Raw genomic sequence first — 17,562 nt, 5'->3', positions numbered from 1 at the left:
TCATCTGCGCAAGAAAGCCTCGACGTGGAGGGCGCAGATGACCGAGCGATTCAAGGTCGTGATCGTGGGCACCGGATTCTCCGGGCTCGGCCAGGCCATCCAGCTCGAAAAGGCCGGGATCTCCGACTACGTGATCCTGGAGAAGGCGGACGAAGTCGGCGGTACGTGGCGCGACAACTCGTACCCCGGCTGCGCCTGCGACGTGCAGTCCCACATGTACTCGTTCTCCTACGAGCAGAACCCGGACTGGTCGCGGTCGTTCTCGCCCGCCCCCGAGATCTTCCAGTACCTGAAGGACGTCACCGACAAGTACCGGCTGCGGCGCAAGATCCGCTTCGGGGTCGAGCTCACCGGCGCCACCTGGGACGACACCGCACGCCGCTGGCACGTGCACACCAAGTCGGGTGAGTTCGAGGCCCAGTTCCTGGTCTCCGGCGTCGGCGGCCTGCACATCCCGCAGGTGCCCCAGCTCCCCGGGATCGAGAAGTTCAAGGGCCAGACCTGGCATTCGGCGCAGTGGAACCACGAGTACGACCTGCGCGGCAAGAAGGTCGCCGTGGTCGGCACCGGCGCGAGCGCGATCCAGTTCGTCCCGAAGATCGCGCCCGAGGTCGACGAGCTGACGCTGTTCCAGCGCACGCCGCCGTGGATCATGCCGAAGCCCGACCACGCCATGCCGGGCTGGGCCAAGACCGCCTTCCGTCGGATCCCCGGCGTGCAACGGCTTTACCGCAACGCGCTGTACTGGTTCCTCGAAGTGCGCGCCGTCGGCTTCAACGGTCACCCCGCGATCATGAAGGCCGGCGAGGTGATCGCGAAGCGCCACATCGGCAAGGCCATCAAGGATCCGAAGCTGCGCAAGAAGGTCACCCCGGACTACACCATGGGCTGCAAGCGGGTGCTGATCTCCAACGACTACTACCCGGCGATCAATCGATCCAATGTGGACGTCAACACCGAAGGCGTGCGAGAGGTCAAGGCGCACAGCATCGTCGATGGGAACGGCGTCGAGCACGAGGTCGACGCGATCATCTACGGCACCGGTTTCAAGGTCACGGATGCCTTGGAATACCTGGACATCACCGGGATCGACGGCCGCGACCTCGCCAAGGAATGGGCCACCGAGGGGATGCGCACGCACAAGGGCATCAACGTCGCCGGTTTCCCCAACCTGTTCTTCCTCCTCGGCCCGAACACCGCGCTGGGCCACAACTCCGTGGTCTTCATGATCGAGTCGCAGGCGCGGTACGTCGTCGACGCGATCAAGCTCGCCGACTCGCGGGGCGCCGCCGCGCTCGACGTCCGCCCCGGCGTGCAGGAGAAGTTCCAGCGCGAGATCCAGGACAAACTCGTCAAGGGCGTGTGGACCCAGGGCGGCTGCAAGAGCTGGTACCTCGACGCGAAGGGCGTCAACCGCACGATCTGGCCGGGCTTCACCTGGCGCTACTGGCTCGACACCCGCAAGGTCGACGCCAGCGACTACGAACTCAGCGGGAGGTCGTCGTGACCGACCACGAGCAGATCGTCCTGCACGCCCGCGACGTCGAGTTCGACTGGGCGTCGCTGCCGATGCACTGGATCCCCGGCGAACCGCAGGCGACGCACACGATCAACGTGCTGCACCTGGCGCTGCCGGAGGGGGAACGCTGGTTCGTCGAGGTGTTCAAGCAGGCCGTCCCGCTGATCCGCGATGAGCGGCTCAAGGAGGACGTCCTCGGCTTCATCGGCCAGGAGGCCATGCACGCCGAGGCGCACGACGGCGCGGCGGAACACCTCGAAGCCGCGGGCGTCCACGTGCGACCGTACATCGCGCAGATGGAGTGGATGTTCCGCCGTCTGCTCGGCGACCGTGAGCTTTCCGCCAAGCGGCGCGAAGAGTGGCTGATCGAACGGCTCGCCGTCATCGCCGCGATCGAGCACTACACCGCGTTCCTCGGCCAGTGGATCCTCGATGCCGAAGCGCTCGACAAGGCGGGCGCCGATCCGACGATGCTGGATCTCCTGCGCTGGCACGGCGCCGAAGAGGTCGAGCACCGCTCGGTCGCCTTCGATCTGTTCATGCACCTCGACGGCCGCTACGCGCGCCGCGTGCGCAGCATGCTCGTGGTGACACCGGTGCTCGCGTGGGTCTTCTTGCGGGGCACCAGGTTCCTCATGAAGAACGACCCGACCCGGCCGGGCAAGGCGAGTTTCCGGACCTATCTGCGCGTGGCGAAGCTCGGGCTTCTGCCTTCGGGCAAGCAGCTGCGGCGCGAGATCCGGCCGTACTTCCGGAAGTCCTACCACCCCACCGAAACCGGCAACACCGATCAGGCCGTCGCGTACCTCGCGAGCTCTCCGGCCGCGCTGGCCGCCGACGAACCCCGGTGATGACACCGCCGAGGCCGCTGCGGCTCGACGGCAGCGGGCGCACCGACCGCGCGATGGCGTCGCTGACCGGTGTCGTCGCGCTGTACCGCAGGCTCAGCGGGGTGAGCGGCCGTCGCCGTCCGCCTGTGGTCGCCGTCGACCGTGACCTCCCGCTGGTCGTCGACGACCTCCGCGCCCAGGCGGACGGCGTCGCCGTCCTGCGGCTGGTGCACGAACGCGGCGAGCCGCTGCCCCGGTGGCGGCCCGGCGCGCATGTCGATCTCTCGCCGCTGCCGGGTCTGGTCCGGCAGTACTCCCTGTGCGGTGACCCGGACGACCGCTCGGCCTACCGCGTCGGAGTCCGGTTGCTCGGCGAGGGATCGACGGCGATGCACGCGCTGAAGAAGGGCGCGCGGATCACCGGGCGCGGCCCGCGCAACGCCTTCCCGTTCGTCGAGAGCCCGGCGTATCTGTTCATCGCGGGCGGTATCGGGATCACGCCGATCCTGCCGATGGTGCGGCAGGCGGCCGCTTCGGGCGCGGATTGGCGACTGGTCTACACCGGTCGCGACGAGGCTTCGATGCCGTTCCTGGAGGAATTGTCCGAATTCGAGGACCGGGTGTGGATCCGGCCGGACACGGACTACGGGATCCCCGCATCGGGCGCGGAATTGCTCGAAGGGGCACCGAAGAGTGCCCCGATCTACTGCTGCGGCCCGGTTCCGATGATCGTGAGCGTCCGGACGGACGCGGCGCTGCGCGACTCGGGACCCGTGTTCTTCGAACGGTTCTCGACGCCGCCGATCGTCGGCGGCAAGCCGTTCCGCGTCGAACTCGCGCGCAGCGGCGTGACGCTGGACGTGCCCGCCGACCGGTCGACCCTCGACGTCCTGCGCGAGACCGTGCCCGGCATCGCTTATTCGTGCCGGCAGGGGTTTTGCGGGACGTGCGAGCTGCCGACGGTGACCGGCGACCGCGTCCGGGTCTGCGTCGAACGCGAGCCGGTCACCCTCGATCTCTGACCCGTCAGTCTTCCTTCGGGATCCAGGCGCCGATCACCGGCTTGAACTCGCGCACGGTCCGCTTCGCCACGACCCCTTCGAGGTGGTACGGATCCTGGTCGATGATCTCCATCAACGCCGCCTCGTCGGCCGCCTGGTACATCGAGATGCCTCCGGAGCCGTCGCCCAGCGGGCCGCCGAGCGCGACGACGCCCTGGTCCGCGAGGTCGGTGAGGAACTTCCGGTGCCGGGGACGCACGTCCGCCAGCTTCTCCTGCACGTACGTGATCTCCACCAGGAACCAGGCCATCGACATCTCCAAGGTCGTTCCGACAGACGCCTCCCAGCTTCTCAGGATCCGATCAGGCAGGACCGTCACCCCACCCGATACGCTGATCGAGCGCCATGCACAGGTTGTGCTTCAAAGGGGTAAATGAACAGGTAGGGGTACATGCTCGAGGGCAATGCGGAACGCAGTGTCGAGGCGACCCTCGGCCACTTGCGCACCATGGACGGACCGGTCACGCCACCGCCGCCTGCGGCACCGCTGACCCTTGAGGATCTCTATCGCCAGCACCGGATGCGGCTCGTCCGGCTGGCCATCCTGCTCGTGGACGAACCGGCGACCGCCGAAGACGTCGTCCAGGAGGCCTTCACCGGGCTGCACCGCAACTGGGGGCGCCTGCGCGACGCCGCCGCGGCCGTCGGCTACCTGCGCACCGCCGTGGTCAACGGCTCACGCAGCGTGCTGCGCCGCCGCAAGACCGCGCGCGAGTACGTCGCGCCGCACGCCGTCAACGCGCGTTCGGCCGAAAGCCTCGCCATGCTGTCGAGTGAACATCAGGCCGTTGTGAGCGCTTTGTCCAAACTGCCCCCTCGCCAGCGCGAGGTTTTGGTCCTCCGTTACTACGGTGGGCTGAGTGAGGCCGAAATCTCGGAGGCCGCCGGGATTTCGAAAGGTACCGTTAAGTCAACCGCCAGCCGGGCGCTCGAAGCACTGCAGAAAGCGATGCAGTCACCGAACTGATGCCCGGCCTTCATCTCGACCGCTGGGTTGTGCCGCCATGCTTGGTCCAGACCAATATATGCTGGGGGGCGTGAGAGGCGCCGGAGATTTCGTGATCGTGGGCGGCCGGGTCGTCGCCCCGGACCGTGTACTCGACGACGGCTGGCTGGCTATCGCCGGCGGCCAGATCGTCCAAGTCGGTTCCGGGACACCCCCGGACATCGACCGCGTGGATGTGGACGGGTGCCTGGTCGTCCCGGGCTTCGTCGACACGCACTGCCACGGCGGTGGGGGCGGATCGTTCTCCAGTGCGAACCCCGAGGAGCTGTTCCGCGCGGTCCGCGCGCACCGGCGGCACGGGACCACGACGATGCTCGGCAGTCTGGTCTCGGACCCCATCCCGGTGCTCAGGGACCAGATCGCGGCCCTGCGTGAGCTGGTCCAAGAGGGTGAACTTGCCGGAATTCACCTTGAAGGACCCTTCATCTCGAAGGCGCGGTGCGGGGCGCACGACCCGGCGACGCTGATCGAGCCGGACACGGCGACGGTCAACGCCTTGCTCGCCGCCGGCCGCGGCGACATCCGGATGGTCACCCTCGCCCCCGAACTGCACGGCGGGATCAAGGCCGTCCGGCAACTGGCCGAATCGGGCGTCATCGCCGCCATCGGGCACACCGACGGCGTCGAGGACCAGATCATCCCCGCGATCGACGCGGGCGCCTCCGTCGCGACACACCTCTTCAACGCCATGCGGCCGCTCCACCACCGCGAGCCTGGCCCGATCGGCGCCCTCCTCGACGACGAGCGCATCACCGTCGAGCTGATCTGCGACCTCGTCCACGTGCACCCGACCGTCCTGCGGCTGGCCGCGCACCACGCGGGCAAGGGCCGGACGGTGCTCATCACCGACGCCATGTCGGCCACCGACGCCGCCGACGGCAGCTACATCCTCGGCCGCCTCGAGGTGGACGTCCGCGACGGCGTCGCCACCCTGGCCGGGAACGGTTCGCTGGCGGGCAGCACGCTGACCATGGACGCGGCCTTCCGCAACCTCGTGCGCGGCGCGGGCATCGACCTGCTCGACGCCGTCCGCGCGACCTCCGGCCGCCCCGCCGAACTGCTCGGCATCGCCGACCGGACCGGCTCGCTGCGGGCCGGGCTCGCGGCCGACCTCGTCGTGCTCGACCGCGACCTGCGGCCGGTCAAGGTGCTTCGTCAGGGCGAGTGGGTCGAAGACGACGCTGCGGCTACATTGAGCAGCGCCATCGAAGGCGGTGTGTCGGTCAGCGACGGGTAGCGGCGAAAGGAGTCCCGGATGAGCGAGCCCAAGGACCCGGAGAAGCTCCTAGCCGACGCCCTGCGCGCTCAGGCCGTCTTCGCCCCTTCGGCGGAGCGGATCTCCGAGACGACCACCGACAAACCGGTCGAAACGGACACCGAGAGTAATCTCGGTTCCGCCGGCGAACACGAACTGCCGCTGCAGTACGGCCTGTTGTCCGGCGCTGGCGCGGACTCGCTCGAACGAGAGCGAGTCGCGCTGGAAGACGCGGAAACGGCCAGGTTGGCGGAGCGTCCGACGCCGCCTCCGGCACCTTCGCCGGGCAGCCCGCCGCTGCCCGCGTACTGGGTGTTGCTGCTGGCTGTCCTACTGGGGCTCGCCGCCGGTTCGGTGATCGGTCTGCTCACGCTGATCTGAGCGCGGTCTCCCGCCGGGTCAAGGCACTCTGCGTCACCCTGTACCGTTTTGGTGTGATCCTGGCGCAGAACAACGTGACGACGATGGGCCTCCTGCCGGAGTGGCTGGACCCGCAGCACCTGCTGAGCGGGCTGACCGTTCCGGTCATCACCGTGCTCTGCCTGATCATCTTCATCGAGAGCAGCATCTTCCCGGTGCTGCCCGGTGACTCGCTCCTGTTCACCGCGGGCCTGTTCATCGCGAACGGTTCGATCGAGGCGCCGCTGTGGCTGGTGTGCGTGCTGGTCACCGTCGCCGCGCTGCTCGGCAACGCGGTCGGGTACGGCCTCGGCTGGAAGGTCGGCCCCTGGCTGTTCCGCAAGCCGGATTCGAAGTTCTTCAACCAGAAGTACGTGGATCAGACCCACGCCTTCCTGGAGAAGCACGGGCCGAAGGCGGTCGTGCTGGCGCGGTTCGTGCCGTTCGTGCGGACGTTCATCACCTGGATCGCCGGCATCGGCAAGATGGACCCGAAGAAGTACTTCACCTACACCGTCATCGGCGGCATCCTGTGGGCCGCCGGGATCACCGCGCTCGGCCACCTGCTCGGCGGCGTCGCGTTCATCCGCGACAACGTCGACGCGATCTTCATCCTGATCGTGCTCGTTTCGGTGGTGCCGATCGTGATCGAGTACCTGAAGGCGCGTCGCGAGAAGAAGCACGGGAACACCGCGACCGGCATCGTCGCCGACACCGCCGAGGACGTCACGCAGCAGATCCCGCGCATCCGCGACTGACCCGCTTCCGTGCCATGAACGGTCCGTTCCTTGCGAAATTTGCAAGGAACGGACCGTTCATGGCGTTCAGAGGGAGAACATCGAGCCCGGGTTGAAGAGGTTCCCCGGGTCCAGCGCCCGCTTGATCTGCCGGTGCACAGCGATGCCGACCTCGCCGATCTCCTTGGCCAGCCACTCGCGTTTGATCCGGCCGATGCCGTGCTCGCCGGTGACCGTCCCGCCCAGCGACAGGGCCACGTCGAGGATCGCGTCGAAGGCGACCCGCGCGCGGGCGAACTCCTCCTCGGAATCGGGCGCGTAGACGATCGTCGGGTGCATGTTCCCGTCACCGGCGTGGCCGACGACGGCGATCCGCAGCCCCACCTCTTCGCTGATCCGCTCGCAGCCGGCGATCAGTTCGGCGATCCGCGTACGCGGCACGCAGACGTCGTCGGTCAGCCAGACGCCGTACATTTCCAGCGCGGTGAGCACGACCCGCCGCGCCTGCAGCAGCATCTTGCCCTCTTCGAGATCTTCGGTGGCATAGGCCAGATCCGCGCCGCAGTCGACGCAGATCTGTTCCAGCACCGCGAGTTCCTTCCGCGCGACCTCGCCGCCGGAGTCGGATTGCGCGAGCAGCAAGGCCTTGCAGTCCGAACTCGTGCCGAGGTCGGTCTTGAGGTACGCCTCGGCGGCCTTGATGGACGTCGCGTCCATGATCTCCATCAGCGACGGCACCAGACCTTCGCGCACGACCCGCGCGACGGCCTCGCCCGCGGCCTCCGTGCTGTTGAAGGCGGCGACGAGCGTGGAAGGCAGCTGTGGCAACGGTTTCAGCGCGACGGTCGCCTGCGTGATCACGCCGAGCGTGCCCTCACTGCCGACGAAGAGCCGCGCGAGGTCGTACCCCGCGACGCCCTTCACCGTGCGGCGCCCGGTCTTCAGCACGGAGCCGTCGGCGAGCACGACTTCCAGTCCCAGCACGGAATCCGTGGTGACGCCGTACTTCACGCAGCAGAGTCCACCGGCGTTGGTGGACAGGTTCCCGCCGATGGTGCACCAGTCGTAGCTGGACGGGTCCGGCGGATAGAACAGGCCGTGCTTCTCCACCGCGTTGCGGAAATCGAGGTTCACCACGCCGGGCTGCACGACGGCGAGCCGGTTGCCTTCGTCGATTTCGACGATCTGGTCGAGCTTCGTCAGCACCAGCACGACACAGCCGTCGATCGCGTTCGCGGCGCCGGACAGACCACTGCCGGCGCCGCGGGGCACGATCGGCACCTCGAACTCCGCGCAGGCCTTGACCACGGCCTGCACACCTTCCACGTCGGACGGCAGGACCACCGCGAGCGGCTTGCCGCTGGCCGCCAGCGGCATCATGTCGCGCGAGTAGGCGTCCGTGACATCGGTGTCGGTGAGCACCGCGGCGTCGCCGAGCTGCTCGCGGAGGCGGGTGACCAGGGCATGGTTGTTCATGCCCTCATGGTAAGCCGGATCAGCTCCGCACTGCGGAATTTTTTTTCCGATCTAGCAGAACGAAGGCCTGAACACCTGTATAGACGAGCACGGCCACGCCTGCCCATGCGGTGACGTGCATCCCCTGGGTGAAGGCCTCGCGGGCCGACTCCAGGAGCGCCTGCCCCGCGGCGGGGTCGAGTTGCTGCGCGGTCGCCACCGCGCCACCCAGCGTGTCCCGGGCGGACTCGGCCGTCCCCTCCGGCAGACCGGACCGGTAGACCGCGGTCGCGACACTGCCGAGGATGGCCGTACCGAGCGCGCCACCCAGCTCGAACCCGGTTTCGGAAATCGCCGACGCGGCGCCCGCCCGTTCGGCCGGAGCGGCCGAGATGACCAGGTCGTTCGTCAACGTCTCCGACAGGGCCACACCGCCCCCGAGCAGCGTGAACGCCACGACGACGTACGCGAGCCCACCGCCGGACGACACCTGGGTCAACGCCAGGAAGCCGACCGCCGCGACCAAGAGACCGCCACTGACCAGCAAGGACACCCGGATCCGCTTCGCGAGCCAAGCCGCGAGAAGCGCACCCGCGATCCCGGCGACCGTCGCCGGCAGCATCCACAGCGCGGCGACGACCGGGCTCAGCCCGAGCACCAGCTGCAGATACTGCGGCACCAGGAACAGCAGGCCGACCATGGCGAACACGCCGAGCATGTTCGTCACGACGGAGCCGCTGAAGGCCCGGTTCGAGAACAGCTTCAGGTCGAGCATCGGCTCGTCCAGGCTGTTCTGCCTGCGGACGAACACGACACCGAGGCCGAGCCCGATCACGACGCTGACGGCGGCCTTCACCGTGAAGCCGTGTTCGGCGACCAGCTTGATGCCGTAGACCACCGGCAGCATCGCGGCCAGCGACAGCAGCGCCGACAGCGGGTCGAACCGGCCCGGCTTCGGGTCACGCGCCTCCGGCAGCACGAACGGTCCGACGATCAGCAGCACCAGCATCACCGGGACGTTGATGAGGAACACCGAACCCCACCAGAAGTGCTCCAGCAGCCAGCCGCCGAGCACCGGCCCGAGCGCCATCCCGCCGGAGAACCCGGCGCTCCACACCGCGATGGCGATTCGCCGCTGTTTGGCGTCGACGAAGATGCTGCGGATCAGCGACAGCGTCGACGGCATCAGCGTCGCACCACCGACGCCGAGCAGCGCCCTGGCGATGATCAGCATGAACGCGCTGGTCGAGAAGGCCGCGAGCACCGACGCGGCACCGAACGCCGCGGCACCCATGAGCAGCAGCTTGCGACGGCCGATGCGGTCGCCGAGCGTGCCCATCAGGACCAGCAGGCCCGCCAGCATGAACGAGTAGATGTCGACGATCCACAACTGCTCCGCACCGGTGGGCGCCAGATCCTCGGACAGGAACGGCAGCGCGAACCCGAGCACCGTCATGTCCACGCTGATCAGCAGCACCGGAAGCACCAGTACCGCCAACGCCCACCACTGCTTGCGCCCCGCCATGGCGCACTCTCCTTTAGCTAAACCGTCTGGACGGTACAGTTACCGCCTCGTTCGAAGGTAAACCGTCCAGACGGTATAGTCAACTGATATGGCGAAGCCCACCGCGAAGGAACGCATCCTCGACTCGTACGAGGAGATCCTCATCGAGCAAGGCCCCGGCGGGGTCACCCTCGACGCCGTCGCCGCGCACGCCGGGGTGTCGAAGGGCGGCCTGCTCTATCACTTCGGTTCCAAGGAAGCCCTGGTCGAAGGCCTGATGGAACGTCTGGCCACGCTGTCGGAAGCGGATCTCGAAGAGGCGCGGAAGGCGCCTGAAGGCGTCGTCTCCTGGTATCTGCGGACCGCGATCACCGACGTCACGCAGCAGAAGGCACTGCATCGCACGACCATGGCGACGATCCGGATCATGCTCAACGAGCCCCGGGTCTCCGAGGTCGTGCAGATCTACAACCAGAAGGTCCACGACCTGATCAGCGAGCACGTCGACGACCCGCTGACCGCCGAACTGGTCATCCTGGTGGGCGACGGCCTCTATCTGCGGGCCGCGCTCGGCCGGGACGACGCGAGCCCGCTCCTCGACCGGCTCGACGAGATCAAGGCCCGCATCGCCCGCTGATGCATTTAGTCCTCTGGATGCGGCCCTTGCGCGTGCAACTACCGCATCCAGAGGACTAAATGCGGGGCACCTACATCTGGAGCCCGTAGACGCGCTCGATCGGGATGGTCAGCAGCACCCGCTGGTCGGCGACCATGGCGTCGCGGAACTCGTCCCAGTCCGGATGCTCGCCCCGCGCCCGCCGGTAGTGGTCCACGAGCGCGTCGACGGTCGCGTCGTCACGCGAAGCGGCGGTCGGCGTGAGCACCGCCGGGCCCTCGACGACGACGTAGCCATCGCCGCTCTCGGTCGAAACGTGGAACGTCGCCCGCGGATCACGCTGGAGGTTCTTGGTCTTGGCCCGCGGCGCGGTGATCGAGATCAGGATCGCGCCGGCGTCCGCGTCGTAGAGGTAGTTGACGGTCGACAGCTGGGGCCGCCCGTCTCGTTTGATGGTGGCGAGGGTGCCGAAGTTTCGGGCGGCGAGGATCGCGTAGAGCGCGGAGTCGGTCATGACTCCATCAAAGCAAAAGTGCAGCTCAGGGCGAATCGGACAAACATGCACGAATAAATGTGCTTGCATGCGGCAACTAAAGTGTCATCCGACACACAACATCGTTTTCTCCTTGCGAACCTCCTTTGAGAGGAACATCCTTGCTCTAGACAACTAGTTGCAGTGACCAAGCAACCGGCGAGAGAGACCACCATGACACCCACGACACCCGGCACCAGGTCGAAATCCGACCTCGATCTGGCCGACACCCTCGGGCATGAGCTCGTGCGGCTCGTGCGCCTGGTCAACCGGGCCAAGTCCCAGGTGTCCAAGCAGGGACCGGACGGCATCGAGCGGGCCGCGTACGCGATCCTCTTCTGCCTCATCCACGTCGGCCCCCAGCGGACCAGCAAACTCGCCGAGTTCCTGCACTCCGAGATCTCGACCATCAGCAGGCAGTCGAGTTCCCTCGTCCAGCACGGACTGGTCGAACGCCTGGCCGACCCCGAAGACGGCCGCGCCTGCCTGCTCGCACCGACCGCCGAAGGGCTCCGGGTGTTCGAGGAGAACCGCAAGCAGCGGAACCAGTGGCTCGCCGAGGTGCTCGGCGACTGGTCCGACGACGACCGGAAGACCCTCAACTCGCTGTTCCACCGGCTGAACGACGACCTCGAAAAAACATCTCCACAGTTCGCCGACCCCGCGTCGGCGTCGAAGGCCAAGGGGGCCTGAAGCAATGAGTTCCACCGTAGAAAGTCCACCCTCCGTCTCGGAAGACGGACCCCGGCTCAGTCACCGTCAGATCGTCACGATCCTGATCGGCCTGATGTCGGGCATGTTCCTGGCCGCGCTCGACCAGACGATCGTGGGTACCTCGATCGTCCGGATCGCCAATGACCTCAACGGTTTCGACCTGCAGGCCTGGATCACCACGGCCTACCTGATCACCTCGACGATCGTCACGCCGATCTACGGCAAGCTGTCCGACATCTACGGGCGCAAGCCGTTCTACATCGCGGCGATCTCGATCTTCCTGGTCGGCTCGATCGCTTCGGCGTTCGCGACGTCGATGTACGAACTGGCCGCGTTCCGCGCGATCCAGGGCCTCGGCGCCGGCGGTCTGATGTCGCTGGCGATGACGATCATGGGCGACATCGTGCCGCCGCGGGAACGCGCCCGCTACCAGGGTTACTTCCTCGCCGTGTTCGGTATCTCCACCGTGCTCGGCCCGGTGCTCGGCGGCTTCTTCGCCGACTTCGACAAGCTCGGCAGCGTCTTCGGCTACGACATCGCCGGCTGGCGCTGGGTGTTCCTGATCAACGTGCCGATCGCGATCGTCGCGCTGTTCGTGGTGGCCCGCGTGCTCAACGTGCCGCACCAGCGCCACGACCACAAGATCGACTGGTGGGGCGGGCTCGCGCTCGTCGTCGCCGTGGTGCCGTTCCTGATCGTCGCCGAGCAGGGCAACAAGTGGGGCTGGGGCTCGCAGAACGCGATCATCTGCTACATCATCGGCGGTATCGGCGTGATCGCCTTCGTCTTCATCGAGAAGCTGATGAAGGACGCGGCGCTGATCCCGTTGCGGCTGTTCAAGAACTCGACCTTCACGGTCGCGATCGTCGGCGGCATCATCGTCGGTGTCGCGATGTTCGGCGCGATCATGATGATCCCGCAGTACATGCAGGTGGTCCAGGAGTTCTCGCCGACCGAATCGGGTCTGCTGATGATCCCGCTGATGGCGGGCATCATGAGCGGTTCGATCATCTCGGGCCAGATCACCAGCAAGACCGGGCGCTACAAGGTGTTCCCGGTGGTCGGCACGCTGCTGATCGCGGGCGGCGCGTTCTTCTTCGCGCAGGTCGAGTACAACAGCGCGCTGTGGCACCCGCTGGTCGCGGCCGCGATCATCGGTCTCGGCCTCGGTGCCTGCATGCAGACGCTGATCATCGCGGTGCAGAACGCGGGCCCGCGCAGCGACATGGGCGTCTCGACCGCGTCGGCGACGTTCTTCCGGCAGATCGGTGGTACCGCGGGTGTCGCGGTGTTCCTGACGATCCTGTTCAACGTCCTGCCGGGCAACATCACCAAGGCGTTCGGCGGCAACCCGCCGAGCGGCCCCGGCGCGGCGGCGCTGGGCGACATCCAGTCGAACACGAGCGGTATCGCGGGCCTGCCCGAGGCCATCAAGACCCCGGTGCTGATCGGCTTCACCGAGTCGATCACCACGGTGTTCTACGTGGCGGGTGCGGTCGCGCTGCTGGCGACGCTGGTGCTGATGTTCATGAAGGAGATCCCGCTGCTCGGCGGCTCGGCTCCTTCGGCGGCATCGGCGCTCGAAGGCGGCGAAGCACTCCTCGAAGAGGAAGACGTGCCTGTCGAGACGGCTTCCGAGAAGACCGTGGTGACCGCGCCCGTTGAGCCCGGCAAGCACGCGCTGGCCAACGGGAACGGCGCCTACCGGGCGGGATCCGCGCAGATCAGCGGGCACGTCCGCCGGGACGACGCCACGAACGTCGCGGGGGCGGCGCTGACCCTGATCGACCACAACGGCAATCAGGTGGCCAGGACGCACACCAACGAGAACGGCGTCTACTCGTTCGCCGGCATCGTGGGCGGGCGGTACACGATCGTCGCCAGCGGCCGCTGGTTCCGGCCGGTCGCGGCGACGCTGACCGCCACCGGCTCCGGGATGCTGCGCCACGACGTCGAACTGGTCAGCACGATCCTGCTGAGCGGGGTCGCGCGTACCGACGGCGACCGGGTGGTGCCGGACGCGCGGATCACCGTGCTCGACTCCTCGGGCGGCGTCGCCGCCGTGGCGAGGACCGACGCGGAGGGCAACTACACGGTCAGCGACCTGCCCGCCGGGACCTACACGGTGATCGCCAGCGGCTACCCGCCGGCGACCAGCCGGGTGGAGCTGCTGGGCGGTGACCAGGCCGAACACGACGTCCGGCTGAGCTACGACCAGGCGCTCGACGAGCTCGTCGAGCACTAGTCACCAACGCAATGAAAGGTCCTTTCCTCGCGAAATTTGCGAGGAAAGGACCTTTCATTGCACTCGGGGAAGGCATCACCGGGACAGTCAGGACACCCCGATTCCACCGTTCGGTGAAGTGCGGTTCGCCGAGTACACGTAGGCTCGCGTCGTGAGTGAGGTGTACACCGAGGCCGCGGGCATCGGGGTGAGCTGGCTCGACACCGCCGGGCCGGTGCTCGTCTGGGTGATCGTGCTGAGCTTCATCTTCGTGGAGTGCGCGCTGATCATCGGGCTGTTCCTGCCCGGCGACTCCCTGCTGTTCGCGGCCGGAGTCGTCCTCGCGCAGCACGGCTCCGACCTGAACGCGTGGCTGCTCTCGGCCGCCGCGCTGCTCGTCGCGATCCTCGGCAACCAGGTGGGTTATTACATCGGCCGGGGCACGGGCACGAAACTGATCGCCCGCCGCGGCGGCAAGGTGCTGAACCGGCACAACCTCGACCGCGCCAGGGCGTTCCTGGATCGCAAGGGTTTCTTCGCCATCGTCGCCGCGCGCTGGATCCCGTGGATCCGCACGCTGGCGCCGCTCATCGCGGGGACCGCGCGGATGGATCCGCGGCGTTTCGCCCTCGCGACCGCGCTCGGCGGGCTGCTCTGGGTGCCGACCTTGGTCCTGCTCGGCTACTACGGCGCCGGCCTGCTCGACCAGCTGCCGTGGGTCAAGACGGCGGCCTTGTGGATCAGCATCGCGTTCTTCGTGGTGGGTACGGCCTACGGCTTCATCCGCTACCGCCAGGAGATGCGGCGCCCCGCCGAAGAGCCGGAACAGAGCACCACCTAAACCTCGGGGTCAGCCCAGATCTCCAGCTGGATCCCATCGGGGTCGCGGAACACGATGACCGACGAGCCTTCCAAGGTCCGCGATCCCTTCGACGGCGAATAGACGACGCCGTATTCCGAGAGCCGCGCTTCCCATTCGGCCAGTTCCGACCGCGACGAGACCTTGAACGCCACGTGGTCCAGACCTGTCCGTCGTTCGTCGAACCGCGGCCGCTCGGTGTCCTGGTGCTCGACGAGCACCACGGCGAAACCTTCGCTCGGCGACCTGAGCACGACCTTCCGCAGGCCCGTCTCCGGGTCTTCGCGCCGCGTGAACTCCTCGAGTTCGAGCACACGGGCGTACCAGGGCACGCTCCGGTCCACATCGGTCACGGTGAGTGCCAGGTGGTGCACAGACATGAGCTTGGACATCGGGGATGACCGTCCTGATCAAGAAGCTTGGGGGCGCCACCAGGGTGACACAGGCGCCTCGGGCCACGAGGTGATCCGCCGACTTCCCACATGAATCGTGATATCCGCCGGGAAAGCGTGTTGAAAAGTGGCTGAACCGCACGCGGACCCGATATCGCCCCGTGACCGGTCCGTGGCCCCGGGTGTCAACGTCCTCCGCCGACGGTCAGCACCGTCCCGGTGGTGTACGACGCCGCCGGGGAAAGCAGCCACAGCACGGCTTCCGCGACTTCGCCGGGTTCACCCGCCCGTCCCATCGGGATGGTGGGGGCGATCCGGTCCATGCGGTCGGGCATCCCCGCCGCGGCGTGCAATCCGGTGTGGATCATGCCCGGCGCGACGGCGTTGACCCGGATGGCCTCTTTCGCGACTTCTTGCGCGACGCCGTAGGTCATCGTTTCCACCGCCGCCTTGGTGCCCGCGTAATGGACCCATTCCCCGGGTGAACCGGTTTTCGCGGCGGTCGAAGACAGCGTGACGATCGAGCCGCCCGCACCGCCGTACCGGGTGGACATCCGGCGGATGCCCTCGCGGACGCACAGGAAGACTCCCGTGACGTTGACGTCGACCACGCGGCGGACGACATCGACCTCGTACTCGTCGAAGCGGCCGGGGGTGTTGCCGGTGATGGCCGCGTTCGCGACCACCCCGGCGAGTGGGCCGAGCGCGACGGCGGCGTCGAACAGGGCCACCACGTCGTCTTCGGACGCGACGTCACCGCGCTGGGTGATCGCCTGGACGCCGTGCTTCCGGACGCGCGAAGCGACGTCTTCGGCCGCTTCGGCGTCGCCCGCGTAGTTGACGACGACGTCGTATCCGCGCGCGGCGGCCAGTTCGCAGACCGCCGCGCCGATGCCCTTGCTTCCGCCGGTGACGACGAGAACCCCAGTCATGACCGGATCATATGGCGAAGTTGACCAGCGGCAGGTTCTCGAGGACCAGGTCGGCCCGGCCACTGGTGGACGCGATCAGGTCGGCGTTGCGCTGGTCGGAACCGAGCGCGCGGCGACGCGCTTCGACCAGCGAACGGCCGTAGCGGCGGTGCCGCGAGACGAGCCGCTCGATGCGCTCGGGTTCGTCCGGCGCGAGGAACCACGACTCGGCGAGGATCGGCTTCACGCCACTCCACGGGTCGTCCTGCATGAGCAGGTAGTTGCCCTCGGTGATGACCAGCGGGACGTCCGGCGTGACCGCGACGGCACCGGCGATCGGCTCCTCGATCTCCCGGCGGAACTCGGGCGCGTACACGGTCTCGCGGCCTTCGGCGAGCCTGCGCAGCAGGTGCACGTACCCGGCGGCGTCGAAGGTGTCCGGCGCGCCCTTGCGCTCCACCCGCCCGAGCCGCTGCAGTTCGACCTGCGCCAGGTGGAACCCGTCCATCCCGACCACGGCCGCCCGCGTGCCCAGCGCCTTCGCCAGGCCCCAGGCCAGCGTCGTCTTGCCGGACGCGGGGGCGCCGACGATGCCGAGCACACTGCGCTGTCCCGGCTTCGCCAGCGTCTGAGCCCTGCTCAACAGGTCCTCGAACACCGGAGGCATGGCACTCATGGCTGTCCTTCTCCCATCTTCGCGACCGCGGCCGTCCACGACCTCGGTCCTTCATGCCGCACCCGTTCGGCGGCCACCTCGTTGGCGAACCCGATCCAGCCCGGGACATCCCCTGTGCCCCTGGCGACCGCGTACGCGAAAGCTCCGTGCCAGACGTCGCCCGCGCCCAGCGTGTCACGCGCCCGCGCGCCGGGAACGGGAACTGCACCGGATCCGTCCGTCGTCGACCAGCGGACCGGTTCGGGCCCGGCGGTCGTGACGACCACCGGCACGCCGTGCTCGCGGGGATCGTCCCCGCGGTACAGCGACGAGCACGCGGCGACGTCGACCAGCGGGAGGAGTTCGGGGAAGACCGGCTTCCAGCTCCCGGCGTCGAGCACCACCGGCACCTTCCGGTCCTTCGCCCAGCGCGCGACCGCCAGCGCGACCTCCGGATGGTGCCCGTCCAGGAGCACACACCCCGGCATTTCGTCCTCTGAATGCGGTAGTTGCGCATGCAAGGACCGCATCGAGAGGACGAAACGCGAGGAGGCGTGGGCGTTGCGCGAGACGACGGTGCGTTCCCCGTCGGAGTCACGGACGACGATGGCGCTGATCGCGGGTGGATCGGGTCGTTCGGGATCGAGGTCGACCAGGTCGACGCCGTGCGCCTCGAGGTCGGCGCGGGCGAGTGCCGCCAGCGGATGCGCACCGGCGACCGTCAGCAACGTCGCCCCGGCGCCGAGCGCGGCCACGGTCACCGCCGCGTTCGTCGCCGGCCCCCCGGCGGCGACGTCCATCGACAGCGAACGCACCTTCTCGCCCGGCGCCGGGATCTCGGCGACGCGCTGAATCTGGTCGACGGTGCACAGGCCCGCCAGCAGCACTCGCAT

At 68.0% G+C, this 17,562-nt stretch carries 19 protein-coding genes; 11 read left to right on the top strand and 8 right to left on the bottom strand.

Annotated elements, in window-relative coordinates; genetic code table 11:
• Positions 1–37 precede the first annotated feature (37 nt).
• Genes ED92_RS07525 through ED92_RS07515 form a run of 3 tightly spaced genes read left to right on the top strand, consistent with a single transcriptional unit; the run spans position 38 to position 3,371 of the window.
• Positions 38–1,507 (top strand): NAD(P)/FAD-dependent oxidoreductase, encoded by a 1,470-nt coding sequence (locus ED92_RS07525; protein ID WP_037334569.1) that lies wholly within the window; start codon positions 38–40, stop codon positions 1,505–1,507.
• Entirely contained in the window at positions 1,504–2,370 is an 867-nt protein-coding gene (locus tag ED92_RS07520; protein ID WP_037334567.1) for a metal-dependent hydrolase, read from the top strand. Before ED92_RS07525 ends, ED92_RS07520 begins: the two co-directional genes overlap by 4 nt.
• On the top strand, positions 2,370–3,371 hold the full coding sequence (locus tag ED92_RS07515) for an oxidoreductase (RefSeq protein ID WP_037334565.1): 1,002 nt from the start codon (positions 2,370–2,372) through the stop codon (positions 3,369–3,371). The genes ED92_RS07520 and ED92_RS07515 overlap by 1 nt, the downstream gene beginning before the upstream one ends.
• Positions 3,372–3,375: 4 nt before the next feature.
• Here the strand turns inward: ED92_RS07515 and ED92_RS07510 are convergent, their stop codons facing one another.
• On the bottom strand, positions 3,376–3,660 hold the full coding sequence (locus ED92_RS07510; RefSeq protein WP_037336197.1) for a YciI family protein: 285 nt from the start codon (positions 3,658–3,660) through the stop codon (positions 3,376–3,378).
• 141 nt (positions 3,661–3,801) lie between these two features.
• Between ED92_RS07510 and ED92_RS07505 the strand changes: the two genes are divergently transcribed.
• The 4 genes from ED92_RS07505 to ED92_RS07490 all read left to right on the top strand — a co-directional run bounded on the left by ED92_RS07505 (position 3,802) and on the right by ED92_RS07490 (position 6,828).
• Positions 3,802–4,377: a SigE family RNA polymerase sigma factor gene (locus ED92_RS07505; protein ID WP_007032484.1), complete on the top strand. Its 576-nt coding sequence runs from the start codon at positions 3,802–3,804 to the stop codon at positions 4,375–4,377.
• A gap of 91 nt (positions 4,378–4,468) precedes the next feature.
• Complete coding sequence (gene nagA, locus ED92_RS07500; RefSeq protein ID WP_037334563.1) at positions 4,469–5,653, top strand: N-acetylglucosamine-6-phosphate deacetylase; 1,185 nt, start codon at positions 4,469–4,471, stop codon at positions 5,651–5,653.
• 18 nt (positions 5,654–5,671) lie between these two features.
• Positions 5,672–6,052 (top strand): hypothetical protein, encoded by a 381-nt coding sequence (locus ED92_RS07495; protein WP_037334561.1) that lies wholly within the window; start codon positions 5,672–5,674, stop codon positions 6,050–6,052.
• A 53-nt stretch (positions 6,053–6,105) separates the two neighbouring features.
• Positions 6,106–6,828 (top strand): DedA family protein, encoded by a 723-nt coding sequence (locus ED92_RS07490; RefSeq protein ID WP_037334559.1) that lies wholly within the window; start codon positions 6,106–6,108, stop codon positions 6,826–6,828.
• Positions 6,829–6,894: 66 nt separating this feature from the next.
• Here the strand turns inward: ED92_RS07490 and ED92_RS07485 are convergent, their stop codons facing one another.
• Complete coding sequence (locus tag ED92_RS07485; protein ID WP_037334557.1) at positions 6,895–8,283, bottom strand: FAD-binding oxidoreductase; 1,389 nt, start codon at positions 8,281–8,283, stop codon at positions 6,895–6,897.
• A gap of 19 nt (positions 8,284–8,302) precedes the next feature.
• Complete coding sequence (locus tag ED92_RS07480) at positions 8,303–9,787, bottom strand: MFS transporter (RefSeq protein WP_037334555.1); 1,485 nt, start codon at positions 9,785–9,787, stop codon at positions 8,303–8,305.
• Positions 9,788–9,875: 88 nt separating this feature from the next.
• Between ED92_RS07480 and ED92_RS07475 the strand changes: the two genes are divergently transcribed.
• Complete coding sequence (locus tag ED92_RS07475) at positions 9,876–10,403, top strand: TetR/AcrR family transcriptional regulator (RefSeq protein ID WP_037334553.1); 528 nt, start codon at positions 9,876–9,878, stop codon at positions 10,401–10,403.
• Positions 10,404–10,473: 70 nt separating this feature from the next.
• On the opposite strand, the gene ED92_RS07470 is transcribed toward ED92_RS07475, so the two are convergent.
• Positions 10,474–10,896: a PPOX class F420-dependent oxidoreductase gene (locus ED92_RS07470; protein ID WP_037334551.1), complete on the bottom strand. Its 423-nt coding sequence runs from the start codon at positions 10,894–10,896 to the stop codon at positions 10,474–10,476.
• 192 nt (positions 10,897–11,088) lie between these two features.
• On the opposite strand from ED92_RS07470, the gene ED92_RS07465 reads away from it, so the two are divergent.
• From ED92_RS07465 to ED92_RS07455, 3 genes are all read left to right on the top strand, one after another.
• The gene (locus tag ED92_RS07465) at positions 11,089–11,607 is read left to right on the top strand and encodes a MarR family winged helix-turn-helix transcriptional regulator (protein ID WP_037336196.1); all 519 of its coding nucleotides are present in this window, start codon (positions 11,089–11,091) and stop codon (positions 11,605–11,607) included.
• Positions 11,608–11,611: 4 nt separating this feature from the next.
• Positions 11,612–13,873, top strand: a complete 2,262-nt coding sequence (locus ED92_RS07460; RefSeq protein WP_037334549.1) for an MFS transporter — start codon at positions 11,612–11,614, stop codon at positions 13,871–13,873.
• Positions 13,874–14,024: 151 nt separating this feature from the next.
• A complete protein-coding gene (locus tag ED92_RS07455; RefSeq protein WP_037334547.1) occupies positions 14,025–14,693 on the top strand; it encodes a DedA family protein in 669 nt (222 codons plus the stop codon).
• Here the strand turns inward: ED92_RS07455 and ED92_RS07450 are convergent.
• From ED92_RS07450 to ED92_RS07435, 4 genes are all read right to left on the bottom strand, one after another.
• Positions 14,690–15,103, bottom strand: coding sequence for a VOC family protein (locus ED92_RS07450; protein ID WP_005160702.1), 414 nt, complete (start codon positions 15,101–15,103; stop codon positions 14,690–14,692). The two genes, ED92_RS07455 and ED92_RS07450, sit on opposite strands and share 4 nt — an antisense overlap.
• A gap of 185 nt (positions 15,104–15,288) precedes the next feature.
• Positions 15,289–16,035 (bottom strand): SDR family oxidoreductase, encoded by a 747-nt coding sequence (locus tag ED92_RS07445; protein ID WP_037334545.1) that lies wholly within the window; start codon positions 16,033–16,035, stop codon positions 15,289–15,291.
• 7 nt (positions 16,036–16,042) lie between these two features.
• The gene (locus ED92_RS07440) at positions 16,043–16,690 is read right to left on the bottom strand and encodes a nucleoside/nucleotide kinase family protein (protein WP_016338118.1); all 648 of its coding nucleotides are present in this window, start codon (positions 16,688–16,690) and stop codon (positions 16,043–16,045) included.
• Entirely contained in the window at positions 16,687–17,562 is an 876-nt protein-coding gene (locus ED92_RS07435) for a PfkB family carbohydrate kinase (RefSeq protein ID WP_037336195.1), read from the bottom strand. The genes ED92_RS07440 and ED92_RS07435 overlap by 4 nt, the downstream gene beginning before the upstream one ends.

This window comes from Amycolatopsis sp. MJM2582 (assembly GCF_000754115.1).
In the GTDB taxonomy this organism is placed as follows: domain Bacteria; phylum Actinomycetota; class Actinomycetes; order Mycobacteriales; family Pseudonocardiaceae; genus Amycolatopsis; species Amycolatopsis japonica.
This window is presented reverse-complemented; position numbering and strand designations above follow the sequence as displayed.

Excerpts from the sequence above, each read along its gene's own strand:
- ED92_RS07485 (WP_037334557.1), bottom strand. The coding sequence starts at position 8,283 with ATGAACAACCATGCCCTGGTCACCCGCCTCCGCGAGCAGCTCGGCGAC.
- ED92_RS07495 (WP_037334561.1), top strand. The coding sequence starts at position 5,672 with ATGAGCGAGCCCAAGGACCCGGAGAAGCTCCTAGCCGACGCCCTGCGC.
- ED92_RS07445 (WP_037334545.1), bottom strand. The coding sequence starts at position 16,035 with ATGACTGGGGTTCTCGTCGTCACCGGCGGAAGCAAGGGCATCGGCGCG.
- ED92_RS07505 (WP_007032484.1), top strand. The coding sequence starts at position 3,802 with ATGCTCGAGGGCAATGCGGAACGCAGTGTCGAGGCGACCCTCGGCCAC.
- ED92_RS07465 (WP_037336196.1), top strand. The coding sequence starts at position 11,089 with ATGACACCCACGACACCCGGCACCAGGTCGAAATCCGACCTCGATCTG.
- ED92_RS07475 (WP_037334553.1), top strand. The coding sequence starts at position 9,876 with ATGGCGAAGCCCACCGCGAAGGAACGCATCCTCGACTCGTACGAGGAG.
- ED92_RS07525 (WP_037334569.1), top strand. The coding sequence starts at position 38 with ATGACCGAGCGATTCAAGGTCGTGATCGTGGGCACCGGATTCTCCGGG.
- ED92_RS07510 (WP_037336197.1), bottom strand. The coding sequence starts at position 3,660 with ATGGCCTGGTTCCTGGTGGAGATCACGTACGTGCAGGAGAAGCTGGCG.
- ED92_RS07470 (WP_037334551.1), bottom strand. The coding sequence starts at position 10,896 with ATGACCGACTCCGCGCTCTACGCGATCCTCGCCGCCCGAAACTTCGGC.
- ED92_RS07460 (WP_037334549.1), top strand. The coding sequence starts at position 11,612 with ATGAGTTCCACCGTAGAAAGTCCACCCTCCGTCTCGGAAGACGGACCC.
- ED92_RS07435 (WP_037336195.1), bottom strand. The coding sequence starts at position 17,562 with ATGCGAGTGCTGCTGGCGGGCCTGTGCACCGTCGACCAGATTCAGCGC.
- ED92_RS07440 (WP_016338118.1), bottom strand. The coding sequence starts at position 16,690 with ATGAGTGCCATGCCTCCGGTGTTCGAGGACCTGTTGAGCAGGGCTCAG.
- ED92_RS07515 (WP_037334565.1), top strand. The coding sequence starts at position 2,370 with ATGACACCGCCGAGGCCGCTGCGGCTCGACGGCAGCGGGCGCACCGAC.
- ED92_RS07450 (WP_005160702.1), bottom strand. The coding sequence starts at position 15,103 with ATGTCCAAGCTCATGTCTGTGCACCACCTGGCACTCACCGTGACCGAT.
- ED92_RS07480 (WP_037334555.1), bottom strand. The coding sequence starts at position 9,787 with ATGGCGGGGCGCAAGCAGTGGTGGGCGTTGGCGGTACTGGTGCTTCCG.